The following is a 16,268-nucleotide window of genomic DNA, read 5'->3' on the forward strand; positions in this document are numbered from 1 at the left end:
GAGTTGATATGATGAAAGGCAATCTTACTTCTTATTTTATCGTAAATCCGCTAATAATCTTTCTTGTTTATGCCCTTTCACCTATATTGTTTGATAAAGAAGTATATACAAGTATGAAAGATGCATTTGGAATACTTACGTTCTACTATGTGTTAATGGGTGGATATTACTTTATTGATATTTTAAGTGAAAAGATAAAGAAAAAAAGTGATGGAGGATAAAAAATGACTGAAAGTGAAATGAAATTCCGTGATACGACCATTCGTAACTTTTTCGATAAAGAGGATCGTTTAAAATCGATTCCAGGTCAAAAGAAGAAAAAATTAGTATTGTTAGAGCATTTAATTAGCAAGTTAAATGCTGAAAATCAATATACAGAAAAAGAAATTAATACATTTATAAAACAATATCATGATGATTTTTGTACAATTAGACGTGAATTTATTGTACATAGGTTTATGGATAGAGAGGATAGTATGTACCGTATAAACGGGAGAGAAGTTTGGACGAAGTGGGAGGAGTTAAAATAATGAATCAGCGAGGGGATCCCCGCTGATTATAAGCCTGTGCTAGTCTTGCTGTTTCTTTGTAGTAAGTCTATGAACGCTTCAACATTCGAACTTGTAATGTATCCAAGCGTTATATATTCATCTTCATAGTAAAATATTATTTTTTTGTCAAAGATTCTTCTCTTCGTTTCTATGGATAGAATTTTTTCATAATCAAATTCGGCAATGAATGTGTTTTTATATTGGCTAAAAAAGAGAAGTCTTTGATTAGTAGCAAGTAACATGCCAGGATATGGGACTTTATGCGTAATCATATAGCCAGTAAGTGAACATTTTAAAGTAGATAAAATCTTTTCTTCTTTATGTAATAGTTGTTTTGCAGCTGTTAAGATTGGATTCATTGCATACATTTCTTTTATCTTGATGTATGAATATTGTATCAAGAGTAAAAAGATTCTCAATATGCAATATTGCATATTGGACGTTTTATAGTTTTAATATTATTTTTTAAAAGAAAAAGTACGAGGTGATTCAATGATACGATTAGCAAAAGAGGCTGATGCAGAAGCAATAATGAACATTAGAAAAGAAATTATATTATCGGAAAATACTACAAAGTTTTTCATAGTATCTCCAAAGAAATTACCGAATGATATTGATGCAGAAAGAGAAAAGATACGGAAAAGTAATGAGAAAGGTAATCTTTATATCGTGTATGAAGTAGATTATAAGGTGGTAGGCTTTTTACTTTTCAACCGATATGAACTAGAACGGTTACAACACGCAGGCACAATGGGAATGGGGATTAAAGAGGCGTATTGTAATCAAGGCATCGGCACGAAATTAATTGAATTTCTTATTAGTTGGGCTAAAGGGCAGAAAGGTTTAGAGAAAATTTGCTTAGGTGTAGTTTCTGTTAATGATCGGGCAATTAAAGTGTACAAACGTATGGGTTTTGTAGAAGAAGGAAGACAACGAAAGCAAATTAAATATGAAGATGGATCATATGGAGATGATGTATTGATGGGCTTTTATATTAAATAAAGAATATATGGTATTAAGAAAAGGAATGTACATAACGTAAATTTCTAAAAGCAGTATATTGCCCATGCATTAACAGACTTTTACCTATGTATAATATTAATATAGTAAAATCATAACAACCGATATTGCAGTTTCCAATAATATACTATATAATCAATTTAAGAAAACGTTTTCATGCAAAGGGGGAGAATTTCGTGTCGACTATAGAGGACGTGGCGAAATTAGCAGGGTTATCAAGGACAACGGTTTCTAGGGTGATTAATAATCATCCATATGTTTCAGATGAGAAGAAAAAAAGGGTTCAATTAGCAATGAAGCATTTAGGCTTCGTTCCTAATTCTGCGGCGAGAAGGCTTCGTAAACAAAAAACGGAAACAATTGCGGTGCTAGTTCCAAGGATTACAAATCCTTTCTTCAGTAGATTTATTGAAGCAATCGAGATTGCTGCTTCTGAACATAAATATAAACTGATTATTTGTCAAACAAGATATTTACCGGAAAAAGAGATGGAGTATTTACAATTATTATCTACGAAACAAGTAGATGGGATTATTCTATGTTCACTAGAAAATCCGTGGGAAGATGTAGAGCCATACTTACAGCACGGTCCAATCGTGTTGTGTAATGAATATATTGAGGAAGCAAATATTCCAACAGTGAAGTTTGATCATGCGCAAGGAGCATACATAGCTGCGAAGCATGTGTTAGATCAAGGATATCGTAATCTTATTTTTTGCCGTGGTAACGAAACCAAAGTCGTTAGCCAGCAGCGAAAAATGGGCTTTTTACGTGCAATAACTGAGAAGAGCCGCCAAGTAGAAGCGATTGACTTTCTTGAAAACGCTTTCTCTTGGGAAGATGGAAAACGAATATTCCATGAAGTATTAAAGGACAAAAAAAATCCTACCGCGATTTTGGCAGGAGGCGATGAGGTAGCAGCTGGAATTATCTCAGAGGCGAAACGCCATAACTGGAGCATTCCAGATGATCTCGCTGTTATCGGTTTTGATAATCAAATATTATCGCAGATTACAGAACCAGGTATTACGACAATTGAACAGCCAATTGATGAAATGGCCAGAAAAGTTGTCGACCTGATGATGGATAAAATCCATACGAAAAATTATCGAAAAAAAGAATTGTATGAGTTTGAACTGGAGCTCTTGGTGAAAGGTTCAACGATGAAGGATAAGATGTTATTAGCCTAGTAGACTATGTCTGCTAGGTTTTTTTATGTTCAAAAACTACTATTCTTCGTGAACGCAATCATCACATTTGTTATGGTATGCTTCGTGTTGCTCATCAATTTCTTTCCCGCAGTGCGCACAAGTTTTCGTCGGTAAATTTCTGAAAAACTCCATTGGTTGATCGATCATGTCAATCCCTCCATTTCTATTTCTTACTATCATTGTATTAGTACAAAAAATAAAAGTCAACAACTGTTTTATAACAAAACTGAAAATTAATGAAAAAGTTTAGGAAATGGATTATAGTTAACAATGTAGGATGTAAGTAAAACATGCATTTCTACTCGGTTTTAGAAAGGATGGATACATATGAAAATGACTGTTGTCGGCTTTTGGGGCGGCTTTCCAGAAGCGGGAGAAGCAACGTCGGGGTATTTGTTTGAACACGATGGTTTTCGTTTACTTGTGGACTGTGGTAGTGGTGTACTAGCACAGATTCAAAAATATATAACACCATCTCATATAGATGCAGTTGTACTGTCACACTATCATCATGATCATGTTGCGGATATCGGGGTATTGCAATATGCGAGATTAATTACGAGTGCGACAACAAGGCAACTACCGGAATTACCAATATACGGTCATACGTTTGACGAGAATGGATTCCATTCTTTAACACATGAACCACATACGAAAGGAATCGCGTACAATCCAGAAGAAACACTTCAAGTTGGACCGTTCTCGATTTCGTTCTTAAAAACTGTTCATCCTGTTACATGCTTTGCGATGCGTATTACAGCTGGAGATGATGCTGTAGTATACAGCGCTGATTCAAGTTATATTCCTGAATTCATTCCATTCACGAAAGATGCTGATCTTTTCATTTGTGAGTGTAATATGTATGCACATCAAGAGGCTGCAAAAGCAGGGCATATGAATAGTACAGAAGTAGCAAGTATTGCAAAAGATGCAAATGTAAAAGAACTTTTATTAACGCACTTACCGCATACAGGCAACCCATCTGATTTAGTAACAGAAGCAAAACAAATTTTCAGTGGCCACATTACGCTAGCGCATAGTGGCTACGTATGGAACTCATGAGGTGATACGATGTTATTTATTGATAATAAAGGAATTACAGATCCTAGAATAAACTTAGCGATTGAAGAATATTGTGTGAAAAATTTAGATATTAACGAAACATATTTACTGTTCTACATTAACGAACCTTCGATTATCATTGGTAAAAACCAAAACACAGTAGAAGAAATTAATGCAGATTACGTAAAAGAAAAAGGTATTCATGTTGTTCGTCGTCTATCAGGCGGAGGCGCAGTATATCATGATTTAGGAAACTTAAACTTCAGTTTTATTACGAAAGATGATGGAGACAGTTTCAGCAACTTCAAAAAATTTACAGAACCTGTAACGAAAGCGCTTAGTAAACTAGGCGTAAATGCAGAACTAAGTGGTCGTAACGACATTTTAGCTGAAGGTAGAAAAATTTCAGGTAACGCACAGTTCGCAACGAAAGGTCGTATGTTCAGCCACGGTACGTTACTATTTGACTCTGAAATCGATCACGTCGTATCAGCGTTAAAAGTAAAAATGGATAAGATTCAATCAAAAGGAATTAAGTCAATCCGTAGCCGCGTTGCGAACATTACAGAGTTCCTAAACGAAGAAATGACGACAGAAGAGTTTAGACAACTTCTTCTAGAAACAATTTTCGAAGGAGAAACAGAAATCCCAACGTATGAATTAACAGAAGAGGATTGGAAAGCAATCCATAAACTTTCTGAAGAACGTTACCAAAATTGGGATTGGAACTACGGAAAATCACCGAAGTTCAACTTACAACATTCACACCGCTTCCCAGTTGGACAAGTTGACGTTCGTCTTGAAGTGAAAAAAGGAACAGTAACAGAATGTAAAATTTACGGCGACTTCTTCGGTTCACTAGATGTTCATGATATCGAAGAGCGTCTAACAGGCGTTCAATTCGATAAAGATGCATTCACTGTAGCTTTAGAAGGCGTAGATATCGCACGTTACTTCGGTAACATTACAACAGAAGATTTCTTACATTTATTCTTCTAAAAATGAGGGAGGCTGCCATCACGGGCAGCCTCTTTCTTTTTGCGTAGATTGTCAGGTTTTGTCGGTAAGTCGATATAACTGAAAAATCGCTCATATAATTTCATTTACCACAAAACATAAAATCACAGGACATTTGCCCCTCGTAAAGGAATATATATATTCAAAAGGAGGCGAATCGAAATGAAAAGGGTAATGTACGTTGTATTATTACTCAGCTTCGTCGTCGGAATGACAGCGTGTAGCAGTGGAGCGCCCTCAAGTCGTACAATTTTGTCTATCGGAAAACCAGCGGAGGATAATGTTATATATTTTACGCATACAGATAACAAACGAAAGATACATGATATACAAGACATGTTTCAAAATAAGAAGTGGAAAAGAAATGAAACATTCAGCACTGTTAATAAAACACCAGATGTCGTCTTATCAATAGATGAAGACAATACAGGGTTACCGGCATTATATGTTACCGTTTATTTTCATGAAGATGGAGCGGATGCTCTTAACTTGCACGGGGAGCATACGACATTAAATAAAGAAGAACTTGATAAACTTAGAGAAAAGATGAGTGCATATTATCCTAAAATGATTTTTGGTCTAGTGTTATAACTTACTTGTAAATAAAATCCCCTTATTTTTCCAAAGCAAACTAAGAGAAGGTGATCTGTCTATATGCAGTTAATAGAATATCACTTGCCACTTTAATTTTCTTTTAATATAATTAATTTAGAATTTTTAAATATTCTAAATTTTATAAAGGTGGGGTTTTTGTGAATCTCGTTCAATCTTTGGCTGAAACGGCAAAAAAGAAGGGGGATAAACCGGCTTATATATTTATGGATCAGTCGGTCTCATATGACCAATTAAACAAAATGGTCACAAGGTTTTCTAGCAATTTAGCAGAAATGGGCATTGGAAAAGGGGACAATGTCGCATTAGTTGTTGGGAACTCACCACATTTTTTGGTCGGTTTATACGGAACAATGAAAGCCGGAGCAACTGTTATTCCAGTTAATCCAATTTATACAGCAGACGAAATGCATTATATTTTACAAAATGGAGATGTAAAAACAATCATCGTACTCGACGTCCTTCTACCTGTTATACAATCTCTTACAACAAGACTTCCTTCATTAGAAAACATCATCATATGCGAAACCTCATCAGATTTTAACCATACAGAAACCGAAAAAATGAAAACGTTTACTAGTTTTGTGGGGACTGGAGATACAACTTACGAAGGTCCTGAACTAGATGAAGAAGATGTAGCGGTTATTCTATACACATCGGGCACAACTGGAAAACCGAAAGGCGCTATGTTAACACATAAAAATTTATATAGTAATGCGAACGATGTGGCGTCGTATTTACAATATACGGCTGATGACCGCGTTGTTGCGGCACTGCCTATGTTCCATGTATTCTGTTTAACAGTTGCGGTAAATGCACCGATTGTGAACGGGGCAACGATTTTAATGTTACCGAAATTTAGTCCGAAAGAAGTATTCCGTATTTGTCGCACGTACGAACCAACGATCTTTGCTGGCGTACCGACGATGTACAATTATTTATATTTATTTGAAGAAGCAAGCGCAGAAGATGTGAAGACGCTTCGCCTTTGTATTTCCGGTGGTGCATCGATGCCTGTTGCTCTTCTGCAAAACTTTGAAAAACGTTTTAACGTTATTGTTTCAGAAGGATACGGTTTATCAGAAGCATCACCAGTTACTTGTTTCAATCCGCTAGATCGTCCTCGGAAACCAGGATCAATTGGCACAAATATTTGGCATGTAGAAAATAAAATTGTAAATGAACTTGGGGAAGAAGTACCTGTCGGCGCAGTCGGTGAATTAATTGTTCGCGGACCTAACGTTATGAAAGGATACTATAATGCACCAGAAGATACAGCTGCGACATTGAAAGACGGCTGGCTATATACAGGTGACTTGGCGAAAATGGATGAAGAAGGTTACTTCTATATCGTGGATCGTAAAAAAGATATCGTCTTAGTTGGCGGTTATAACGTATACCCTCGTGAAGTAGAAGAAGTATTATATACGCACGAATCAGTAGCGGAAGTTGTCGTAATCGGTGTTCCTGATGAAAACTTAGGAGAAGCTGTGCGAGCGTACGTCGTTTTGAAGCAAGCAAACGTAACAGAAGAAGAACTAATGCATTACTGCACGTTACATTTAGCGAAATATAAAGTGCCGAAAAGCATTGAGTTTTTAATAGAATTGCCGAAGAATACGACGGGTAAGTTGTTAAGAAGAGCATTGAGAGAGAAAGCGATGCAAGTGTAAAAATGAGGCAACCATCTTTGGAGGTGGTTGCCTCATTTTTTTTGTATTGATTAAGCGGTGGTGCCATATATTTAAACCTGTATATGACCAACAAGGAGGGGACATACGTAGATCAGAAGAAATTAACGCTTACGTCGGGTGCAATATCTTATTTGTGAAATTATGGATGAACTCTGAAAGTGATAAGAACGGTAATTTTAATCAAAATGGAGTAGTGGACTGTGAATCAATGGCTACGGTGTTAGTAAATGCATATAAATTAGAATGGAATGAAAATAGTAAGTTACCAAAAGAATTTGCTGATTTGAAAAATCATTGGGCTCAACGTATGCCAATATTTTAGTTTAATAAGAAAATTCAAATTCCAAGTTGACACATGTGAATTACAGAATTAAAATGAAAAGAAATCGAATAGAATACATTAGAAGCTAATCAGATAAACTGAAGGCGCACAATGTTCACATTTGTGAATATATTGTGTGCCTTTTTCTATTGTATAAACTAAGGGGGCTTAACGATGAAAAAGTGGGGTAAGACAGCGTTTATGAAAAGTACAGGTGTTTTATTATCAGCAGTTGTACTTTTATCAGGGTGTGGTTCGGCAACATCCACTAGTAATTCTGAAGGAAGTGGAGATAAAAAAACAGTTGAGCTTTTAAATGTTTCTTATGATCCAACGAGGGAGTTATATCAAGATTTCAATAAAGATTTTGCGAAGTATTGGAAAGAGAAGCACGGGCAAACAGTAAATGTAAAACAATCACACGGGGGATCTGGAAGTCAAGCGCGCTCTGTTATTGATGGCTTAGAAGCAGACGTTGTTACACTAGCACTTGCTTATGATATTGATGCGATTAGTAAGAAAAAACAATTAGCAGAAGATTGGCAGAAGCGACTTGCGAATAATTCCACTCCATACACGTCAACAATTGTATTTCTTGTTCGAAAAGGAAACCCGAAAGGTATTAAAGACTGGGATGATTTAACGAAAAAAGGTGTGTCTGTCATTACACCAAACCCAAAAACATCAGGCGGGGCACGTTGGAACTATTTAGCGGCGTGGGGATACGCACTGAAAAAATATAATAATAGTGAAGATAAGGCGAAAGAGTTTGTTAGCCAAATTTATAAAAACGTAGAAGTATTAGATTCAGGAGCGCGCGGAGCAACGACAACATTTGTTGAAAAAGGAATTGGTGACGTATTAATCGCATGGGAAAATGAAGCGTTATTATCCCAAAAAGAGCTTGGAAAAGATAAATTTGAAATTGTAACCCCTTCTATTAGTGTACTTGCAGAACCACCAGTAGCGGTTGTAGATAAAGTCGTTGATAAAAAAGGAACGAAAAAAGTAGCAGAAGGGTATCTTGAATATTTGTACTCAGAAAAAGGACAGGAAATTGCGGCAAAAAACTTTTATCGTCCACGTAATGAAAAAGTAGCAGAAAAATATACATCTCAATTTCCGAAAGTTCAATTATTTACAGTAGATGAACTATTTGGTGGCTGGAAAAAAGCGCAGGAGAAACACTTTAATGACGGCGGCGTATTCGATAAAATTTATCAAAAATAATGCGTACTGCTAAAGGGGGATGAGGTGAAAGAGGATGAGGAAGAAACGTGTTTTACCAGGGTTTGGATTATCGCTTGGATTTACAATGTTGTACATGAGTTTATTCGTACTTATACCACTTTCTATCGTATTTATTCAAACTTCACAGTTAGGTTGGAAGAAGTTCGCTGGGGTTATAACGAACGAGCGTGTGTTGCATTCCTATCAAGTTAGTTTTACAACTTCATTTGCAGCTGCTATTGTAAATGCCATTTTCGGTTTATTAATAGCATGGGTGCTCGTACGCTACAAATTTCCAGGAAAAAGACTATTAGATGGACTCATTGATTTACCGTTTGCACTTCCGACAGCTGTAGCTGGTATTACACTTACAACGCTTTATGCGGAAAATGGATGGATTGGGAAAATATTTAGTCTGTTTCATATAAAAGTAGCTTTTACACCACTCGGAATTATCGTTGCGCTTACTTTTATCGGTTTACCATTTGTCGTTCGAATGGTGCAACCAGTGCTGCAAAATATTGATAAAGAAGTAGAAGAGGCAGCTTCGAGTTTAGGTGCATCCCGCTTACAAATATTTGTGAAAATCATTTTACCAGAAATCTTTCCCGCTCTTCTTGCCGGTTTTTCACTCGCATTTGCAAGAGCATTAGGAGAATACGGATCTGTCGTTTTCATCGCAGGTAATATGCCGATGAAAACAGAAATTGCACCACTGATGATTATGACGAAACTAGAACAATATGATTACGCGGGGGCAACAGCTGTAGCGACCGTGATGCTTATTATTTCCCTCCTTTTCCTTCTTCTTATTAATATGATTCAAAGCTGGAGTAGAAGGCATGAACTAAAAAGTGAATAGGAGGAGAGAAAATGGAACCAACATTATTAGAAAAGAAAATAGTAAAAAGCGTATCAGCTAAAAAAGAATCTAAGCTTGTACCAGGCGTATTAATTACGATTACAGTTTTATTTTTATCTCTCTTTCTATTACTGCCACTCATAACTATTTTTCTAAAAGCCTTTGAAAGAGGGATGGATGTATACATTGCCGCTATTACAGATCAAGAAGCATTTTCAGCAATTAGATTAACGCTTCTCGTTGCGTTAATCGTTGTGCCGCTTAATACGATATTTGGGGTAGCGGCCGCGTGGCTTATTACAAAGTTTCAGTTTAAAGGAAAACAAGTATTACTCTCTCTTATTGAACTGCCGTTTGCTGTGTCACCAGTTATCGCAGGATTAGTATTCGTCTTACTTTTCACACCGAGGGGTGCTCTTGGCGAATGGTTACTTGAACATGGAGTGAAACTCATTTTCTCTGTACCAGGCATTATTATCGCAACAATCTTTGTAACCTTCCCGTTCGTTGCACGTGAATTAATTCCGGTTATGCAGGCGCAAGGGAAAAGTGAAGAAGAGGCAGCTTTATCACTTGGCGCAAGTGGCTGGAAAATGTTTTGGCGCGTTACGCTTCCAAATATAAAATGGGGTCTTTTATACGGCATGATTCTATGTAATGCCCGTGCTATCGGTGAGTTTGGAGCCGTTTCTGTCGTATCAGGTCACGTGCGTGGCATTACGAACACGATGCCGCTCCATATTGAAATTTTGTACAATGAATATCAATTTTCAGCAGCATTTGCAGTAGCGACGTTAATGTCATTAATTGCAGTGTTTACACTCGTTATAAAAAACTGGATTGAATGGCGAATGGAAAAACGACAATAAGGGGGATTACGGTGAGTATTCAAATTCAAGGTGTATCAAAGCAATATGGTACATTTCAAGCACTAACAGACATTCATTTGGATATTCCAAAAGGTGAACTTGTTGCCTTATTAGGCCCGTCAGGTTCTGGGAAAACGACGTTATTACGCATTATTGCAGGATTAGAAGAAGCGGATGGAGGTTCTATTTCATTTGATGGAGAAGATTTAACAGACATTCACGTGAAAAACAGGCAAGTCGGTTTCGTCTTTCAGCACTATGCGCTCTTTAAACATATGAATGTATTTGAGAATGTCGCTTTCGGTTTAAAAGTAAGAAAGAAAAGCTTAAGACCGTCAGCAGAAGCGATAGAAGAAAAGGTAACAGAATTATTAAAGCTCGTAAAAATGGATGGCTTTGCTAAACGTTATCCAGCGCAATTATCTGGTGGACAACGTCAACGTATTGCACTAGCCCGGGCACTTGCAGTCGAACCGAAAATTTTATTACTTGATGAACCGTTCGGTGCACTCGATGCAAAGGTGAGAAAAGAATTACGAAGATGGCTCCGAAAATTACATGACGAATTTCAAATTACGAGCGTATTCGTAACGCATGACCAAGAAGAAGCGTTAGACGTTGCAGACCGTATCGTTGTAATGAATGAAGGTCGCATTGAACAAATGGGAACACCGGAAGAAGTATATGAAAACCCAGCAAGCCCGTTCGTTTACGATTTTTTAGGAAATGTAAATTTATTTCACGGCCGCGTTCATAAAGGAAAGCTAAATGTAGGATCGGTCGAACTAGAAGCACCAGAGCATAAGCACGTTTCCAACGTAGACGGAATAGCCTACGTAAGGCCGCATGACTTATCAATCTCTCGTACGAAACAAAGCATAGATGCAATCCCGGCAAAAGTATCTTATTCTCACGCAGTCGGACCTGTCGTATATGTAGAATTAAAACGAGACGGAACAGATGAATATTTAGAAGCAGAAATTACGAAAGAACAGTTCAAGCAGCTGAACATTCAAGCGGGTGATTTCGTATACGTACAGCCGAAAGAAGTGAAAGTGTTTATTCCGGAGGATTTTGTAATTTAAATAAAAACCGAACCACCATCTAAATGGAGGTTCGGTTTTCTTTATTTTTTCTCTACTAATTTCTTATTCTTCCAATCTAGTGTGAACAATTTATTAAATGTTTTTTGATCAACGTCTTTTACGTTGTTTCCAACCCAGTTTGCAGTTCCGAATGTGTAGCCTGGACGAAGTTGGTAATCGTCGGCGTGTTTTGTATAAGCGACTTGTAAGTTAGATTGATCTGTATTTTTTTCAGAGATAACAACAGCGATCATACCAGGAGAGAAACCGCTATTTGTTAGCGCTGGAAGTTGATCCATCGGTATTAAATTACCTTTTGCATCAGATTCATATAGGTATGTGCGAGAGTACATGAAAAGTTGGTTTCCATATAAAGAATGATAGGAGTCACGTGTGTAAATACCCCAGTTTTGATTGTTATATCCGTTAAAGAATACGTTCCACTTTACGTTTTTGTTTGTTTGGTCAATTAAATTTGTTTTATAACTAGTTTGTTTATAGCTTACAGAGTCAGACCAAGTGACTTGACCAGTTGCACCAGCTTCACCGCCAGGGCCATTAGGCGTTACAGAAGCTTTAACAGAGCCACCAAGTTGATAAGATACGCTAGATGTTACAGTCGTTTCTTCTACAGCATTTGTAGGTGCTACGTTAAAGAAACGAGCGCTGTTATCTTGAAGGTTAAATGCAACATCATATTGTGAAGGATAACGTAATGTTGCACTAGCGCCAGGGATTGGGTAGTTATCAATAGGTGCATCACTTATAGTAGGATTTGCTTTTAGAAAACTACCAGTTGTATTAATAACGGCAATCTGTTTATCAGCGCTTGGGTCATCGATAAAAGTTACCTTTAAAGACATTGTCATATTATCAGCTTGATCATTATTAAATGTATTATAGCTCGTATGTGTTTTTGCGTTTTGTCCGATATCTGTTACAACTTGCGATGTTGTTTGAGCATAAGCAGCAGGTGTTGAAAGAGTTACAGCGCTACTAGCAAAAACAGCGGATAATGCTAAACATTTTAAGTATGTTTTAGAACGTTTCATACAATCACTTCCTTTTATCTTTGTCGATATATGTCGTATTACATTTATATCGTAACATGAAAATAAAACGGAATGGATGGTTATGCATAATTGCATAGATGAGTTTTGAAGGATAAAGATAATAGAATTTCATCCAACACTTAAGACTCAAAAATGTCCATTACAGCCGTTCTTAAAAATTTTAAGACAATATGTTTATCAATGTTCTTATTCTGAAGATTGAAGCGCTTAATATTTACGTTATAAGTGCATAACAAGTTATAATAGAAGAAATCAATAAGGAGGCTGGCTGTGAAGAATCTTCGTTATCTCAATATATTTACCATATTAATTATATACACACTACTTATGTTTTACATCGGCTGGAACGGATGGGTTTGGCTTCATGCGGTATTTGGCTGGGAATCTTGGGGATATTATGCTTTTATAGTTGCATTTATTTCATATGCGTACATTCTCGTGCAAGTGTTTAAGTTTTTGCCATTTCTGCGAACGATAGGTTCGATTTGGTTTGCAGTTATACAATATGCGCTTATGTTGTTGCCATTAGCTAATATTATGGTCTTTCTTTTACAGTTTTCAGTAGAGAAAGAAGCGGCAATTATTTGGACAGGGGCGGCTGTGATAGCTGCATTTATCTTTATCTTTGCGTATGGAGTATTTAATGCGTATAGTCCGGTAGTAAGAAAGTACGAGGTGCACATACCGAAAAAGGTAGAGGGGCGTAAAAGTTTACGCATTGCGATGGCTTCTGATATGCATTTCGGTAAACTGTCTGGCGTTTCGCATTTAAAAAGACTTGTTCGTCATGTAAATGAGATGGAACCTGATATTATTTTACTGCCAGGTGATATTATCGATGATCATCCAGGTGTGTTCATTCAAAAGAATATGGGACCAATCATGAAACAAATGAAAGCACCATTAGGCGTATATGGTGTTTTAGGGAACCATGAATACTACGGTAGAGCGGTTCCAGAGTTTTTACAAGAGATGGATAAGATTGATATTCGTATTCTTTTAGATGAAGTAATTACAATTGAAGATGACTTTTATCTCGTTGGAAGAAGAGATAAAACAGAGCGAGATCGTCAAAGCTTTGAACAATTAATGAGTACGGTAGATAAATCGATGCCTGTTATCGCAATGGATCACCAGCCATTTGAGTTGAAACAAGCAGCAGCGGCAGGTGTAGATTTATTATTATCCGGTCATACACACCGCGGACAAATGGCGCCCAATCATATTGTAACGAGAAGAATGTACGAGCTAGACTGGGGATACGCACAAAAAGGCGCGTTCCACGCAATTGTTTCTTCTGGATTTGGATTTTGGGGACCACCGCTTAGACTTGGAAGTAGGTCGGAGATTGTGCAGGTAGAAGTTACATTTGAATAGGGGTTATGAAATAGAGAGCTGATGGCTCTCTATTTTTTTTAATAAAAACAAATAACAATAAATATTTATGTTGGTGCTAATTTCATAAAAGAGATAAGATTATAAGACTCGATCAAAATAAAGGGGGATTGTAAGTGATCATATCAGATGTACTATACGGAGAATTTGAAGTGGATCAAGTAGTAGAAGAATTAATTTCAAGTAAATCTATGCAAAGACTAAAGGGAATTCATCAAGCAGGCGCAAGTTACTTAATGAACGAGAAATGGAATGTAACGCGCTTTGATCATTCAGTTGGTGTTATGTTATTAGTGAAAAAACTAGGTGGTTCAGTAGAAGAACAGATTGCTGGTTTACTACATGACGTATCACATACTGCTTTTTCCCATGTGATTGATTACGTTTTTCATAATGAAGATGAAAGTTATCATGAAGAGATATTTAGTTCTGTTGTGAAAAACTCAGAAATTCCAGCGATTCTTGCGAAGTATGGTTATAACTATGAAGATATTTTGTTAGATGATTCGAAATGGACGTTACTCGAAAGGTCAGCACCAGAATTATGCGCAGACAGAGTGGATTATACATTACGAGATATGTATACATATGGGTATATTTCTTTAGAAGAAGTTCACAGTTTTTTAGAGGATGTCATCGAAGTAAAGGGGAAAATGGTTCTGCAAAATATCGAAATAGCGGAATGGTTTACAGAAACGTATTACAAGGAAGTAATCGATTTCTTTATGGAACCAATGAATATTTACGGAAATGATATGTTAGCGAAAACGTTAAAGGTAGCTCTTCATAAAAGGATTATTCATGCAGATGATTTTCTTCTTGAAGATGAGGAGCTTATTTCGAAATTGCAGCAATGTAATGACCCCGAAGTAGAAGCTTTATTAAGCAAAGTTCATCGAAATGTAAAGGTAAAAGAAGATAGAAACGATTATGATTTACATCAGAAAAATAAAGTGCGTCTTATTGATCCGCCGTTACTTCGTGAAGGGAAAATCGTTCAGTCGTCTGTTGTGTCAGAAAACATAAGACAGATGAGTGATATTGCTTATGAAAAAGCGGTGAGAGGGATGTATGTGAAAGTGATTTCGAATTAAAAAAGAAGTAGCGCATCGTTTTTAGAGCGCTACTTCTTTTTTATTAATGATCAAACCAATTCCAAATCTCAATATCTCCAAGAGTCGCATAACGTACGTGCGGGGAGTTTTGTAATTTTAATAACTCTTTCGATGGGCCAGTAATAACAATTCCGTATACTTTTACACCGTTATCCTTTACATATTGATAACGTTTATCTAAGTTTAGTTCTTTCTCAGAAAGCGCTGCTATTTTGCTTACCGTTTTTTTATGGATAGAAAGGACGCGCATCATTTCGGTTACTTTGTCTTCTTGCGTTTTCTGCCCGTCAGTTTCATTATCGAGGAATCTTACATGTTCTGGAAACCCTATAGCTTCTCCGCCATGTAGGATATAGTCATCTACATTTTTTCTTTCTTGTCCTGTATCTAAAGCGTACCATACAGGAGTTGGAGGGAGTTCTTGTGCCTCGAATATGCTATATAAAAGCGGTTCTAATTCTTTTAAAGTGTAAGCTTTATCAAAAGAAATTGCTACTTCTGCAACGGTTCCATCATGTACTTTTGCAAGTGTATCCCATACTTTTTTTGATGAATCCTTTAAATAATCACCCAGCTCTGTTTTTGGATGAACAAAGAAGAGTTTTGGTTGATAGAACGGATTCATCCAAGTTTGCTTCGTGATATCTACAGATGATAAGAAGCTTTTTGTTTCTATTGTACCGAGGGGCATTTCTTTTTTACCGATGGTTCTTACTAAATCAAATTGGCTATTCGTACGGAAAAAAGCTTCTACACTTGTTCCGCCTCCCATAACGCGGCTATTTGGGATAGTTGCTTCAAGTGCAAGCGAAGGAACCTCTCTAATTTCTTTTAGCCTTTTATCATTATTAGATTGAAAATAAAAGGCTGATAATACCCCGCCGATTACATAGATAACGATGCAAATTGATAATATAAAACCAAACGTTTGTAAACGATGTTTCCACTTAATTCTCCAAAAAGGAATTTTAATATCTTTTGGAGGTAACTTTTTCTTAATTGGTTCTGTTTTTGTTAACAGCTCATCTAAGTAAGCTTCACACTCTTCACATGACTCAATATGACTTTCTAACAGTTCTTGTTCATCATGCGTGAGCGTTCCATTTTCATACTTCTTCCATAGTTTTTTAAATTCTGCACAGCCCATCTG

19 protein-coding genes and 1 pseudogene are annotated in these 16,268 nt (G+C 36.7%); 15 read left to right on the forward strand and 5 right to left on the reverse strand.

The genetic code is table 11. From position 1 onward, the window contains the following. Window positions 1-8: 8 nt before the first annotated feature. Window positions 9-221 (forward strand): hypothetical protein, encoded by a 213-nt coding sequence (locus tag DN407_RS05465; protein WP_149216091.1) that lies wholly within the window; start codon window positions 9-11, stop codon window positions 219-221. Between the two features lie 3 nt (window positions 222-224). After that, window positions 225-530, forward strand: coding sequence for a DUF2087 domain-containing protein (locus tag DN407_RS05470; RefSeq protein ID WP_149216092.1), 306 nt, complete (start codon window positions 225-227; stop codon window positions 528-530). A gap of 26 nt (window positions 531-556) precedes the next feature. Here DN407_RS05470 and DN407_RS05475 read toward each other — a convergent pair whose 3' ends face one another. Continuing rightward, a complete protein-coding gene (locus tag DN407_RS05475; RefSeq protein ID WP_001068220.1) occupies window positions 557-910 on the reverse strand; it encodes a PH domain-containing protein in 354 nt (117 codons plus the stop codon). 133 nt (window positions 911-1,043) lie between these two features. Here DN407_RS05475 and DN407_RS05480 point away from each other — a divergent pair, with 133 nt between their 5' ends. Both DN407_RS05480 and DN407_RS05485 read left to right on the forward strand, forming a co-directional pair. Next, complete coding sequence (locus DN407_RS05480) at window positions 1,044-1,553, forward strand: GNAT family N-acetyltransferase (RefSeq protein ID WP_000620018.1); 510 nt, start codon at window positions 1,044-1,046, stop codon at window positions 1,551-1,553. A gap of 194 nt (window positions 1,554-1,747) precedes the next feature. Further along, window positions 1,748-2,761 (forward strand): LacI family DNA-binding transcriptional regulator, encoded by a 1,014-nt coding sequence (locus DN407_RS05485; RefSeq protein ID WP_000103715.1) that lies wholly within the window; start codon window positions 1,748-1,750, stop codon window positions 2,759-2,761. Between the two features lie 39 nt (window positions 2,762-2,800). Here DN407_RS05485 and yhfH read toward each other — a convergent pair whose 3' ends face one another. After that, window positions 2,801-2,929 (reverse strand): protein YhfH, encoded by a 129-nt coding sequence (yhfH, locus tag DN407_RS05490; protein WP_000567010.1) that lies wholly within the window; start codon window positions 2,927-2,929, stop codon window positions 2,801-2,803. A gap of 180 nt (window positions 2,930-3,109) precedes the next feature. Here yhfH and DN407_RS05495 point away from each other — a divergent pair, with 180 nt between their 5' ends. From DN407_RS05495 to DN407_RS05535, 9 genes are all read left to right on the forward strand, one after another. After that, on the forward strand, window positions 3,110-3,844 hold the full coding sequence (locus tag DN407_RS05495) for an MBL fold metallo-hydrolase (protein WP_097996942.1): 735 nt from the start codon (window positions 3,110-3,112) through the stop codon (window positions 3,842-3,844). 9 nt (window positions 3,845-3,853) lie between these two features. Next, on the forward strand, window positions 3,854-4,843 hold the full coding sequence (lplA, locus tag DN407_RS05500) for a lipoate--protein ligase (RefSeq protein ID WP_000897276.1): 990 nt from the start codon (window positions 3,854-3,856) through the stop codon (window positions 4,841-4,843). Window positions 4,844-5,023: 180 nt separating this feature from the next. Next, entirely contained in the window at window positions 5,024-5,452 is a 429-nt protein-coding gene (locus DN407_RS05505) for a hypothetical protein (RefSeq protein WP_098781665.1), read from the forward strand. A 161-nt stretch (window positions 5,453-5,613) separates the two neighbouring features. Continuing rightward, on the forward strand, window positions 5,614-7,146 hold the full coding sequence (locus DN407_RS05510) for a fatty acid--CoA ligase family protein (protein ID WP_078404192.1): 1,533 nt from the start codon (window positions 5,614-5,616) through the stop codon (window positions 7,144-7,146). A 166-nt stretch (window positions 7,147-7,312) separates the two neighbouring features. Beyond that, window positions 7,313-7,489, forward strand: a complete 177-nt coding sequence (locus tag DN407_RS05515) for a hypothetical protein (RefSeq protein ID WP_001999272.1) — start codon at window positions 7,313-7,315, stop codon at window positions 7,487-7,489. Window positions 7,490-7,663: 174 nt separating this feature from the next. Beyond that, window positions 7,664-8,719 (forward strand): sulfate ABC transporter substrate-binding protein, encoded by a 1,056-nt coding sequence (locus tag DN407_RS05520; RefSeq protein WP_000758703.1) that lies wholly within the window; start codon window positions 7,664-7,666, stop codon window positions 8,717-8,719. A gap of 34 nt (window positions 8,720-8,753) precedes the next feature. Next, window positions 8,754-9,581 carry a sulfate ABC transporter permease subunit CysT gene (gene cysT / locus DN407_RS05525; protein ID WP_001227879.1) on the forward strand — a complete coding sequence of 276 codons (828 nt, stop codon included), beginning with the start codon at window positions 8,754-8,756 and terminating at the stop codon, window positions 9,579-9,581. 11 nt (window positions 9,582-9,592) lie between these two features. Beyond that, window positions 9,593-10,450 (forward strand): sulfate ABC transporter permease subunit CysW, encoded by an 858-nt coding sequence (cysW, locus tag DN407_RS05530; protein ID WP_061655450.1) that lies wholly within the window; start codon window positions 9,593-9,595, stop codon window positions 10,448-10,450. An 11-nt stretch (window positions 10,451-10,461) separates the two neighbouring features. After that, window positions 10,462-11,535: a sulfate/molybdate ABC transporter ATP-binding protein gene (locus DN407_RS05535; RefSeq protein WP_098022987.1), complete on the forward strand. Its 1,074-nt coding sequence runs from the start codon at window positions 10,462-10,464 to the stop codon at window positions 11,533-11,535. A gap of 41 nt (window positions 11,536-11,576) precedes the next feature. On the opposite strand, the gene cytK2 is transcribed toward DN407_RS05535, so the two are convergent. Both cytK2 and DN407_RS32725 read right to left on the reverse strand, forming a co-directional pair. Beyond that, a complete protein-coding gene (cytK2, locus tag DN407_RS05540; RefSeq protein ID WP_149216093.1) occupies window positions 11,577-12,587 on the reverse strand; it encodes a beta-channel forming cytolysin CytK2 in 1,011 nt (336 codons plus the stop codon). A 143-nt stretch (window positions 12,588-12,730) separates the two neighbouring features. Continuing rightward, a pseudogene (locus DN407_RS32725) lies at window positions 12,731-12,844 on the reverse strand (TetR family transcriptional regulator); the annotation flags it as partial. Window positions 12,845-12,878: 34 nt separating this feature from the next. On the opposite strand from DN407_RS32725, the gene DN407_RS05550 reads away from it, so the two are divergent. After that, complete coding sequence (locus DN407_RS05550) at window positions 12,879-13,985, forward strand: metallophosphoesterase (RefSeq protein WP_000793735.1); 1,107 nt, start codon at window positions 12,879-12,881, stop codon at window positions 13,983-13,985. Window positions 13,986-14,119: 134 nt separating this feature from the next. Beyond that, the gene (locus DN407_RS05555) at window positions 14,120-15,097 is read left to right on the forward strand and encodes an HD domain-containing protein (RefSeq protein WP_000587063.1); all 978 of its coding nucleotides are present in this window, start codon (window positions 14,120-14,122) and stop codon (window positions 15,095-15,097) included. Between the two features lie 43 nt (window positions 15,098-15,140). Here the strand turns inward: DN407_RS05555 and DN407_RS05560 are convergent, their stop codons facing one another. Next, window positions 15,141-16,265 carry an anti-sigma factor gene (locus DN407_RS05560; RefSeq protein ID WP_149216094.1) on the reverse strand — a complete coding sequence of 375 codons (1,125 nt, stop codon included), beginning with the start codon at window positions 16,263-16,265 and terminating at the stop codon, window positions 15,141-15,143. Window positions 16,266-16,268: the final 3 nt, after the last annotated feature.

Origin of the sequence: Bacillus sp. JAS24-2 (assembly GCF_008274905.1) — a bacterium.
Lineage (GTDB): Bacteria > Bacillota > Bacilli > Bacillales > Bacillaceae_G > Bacillus_A > Bacillus_A cereus.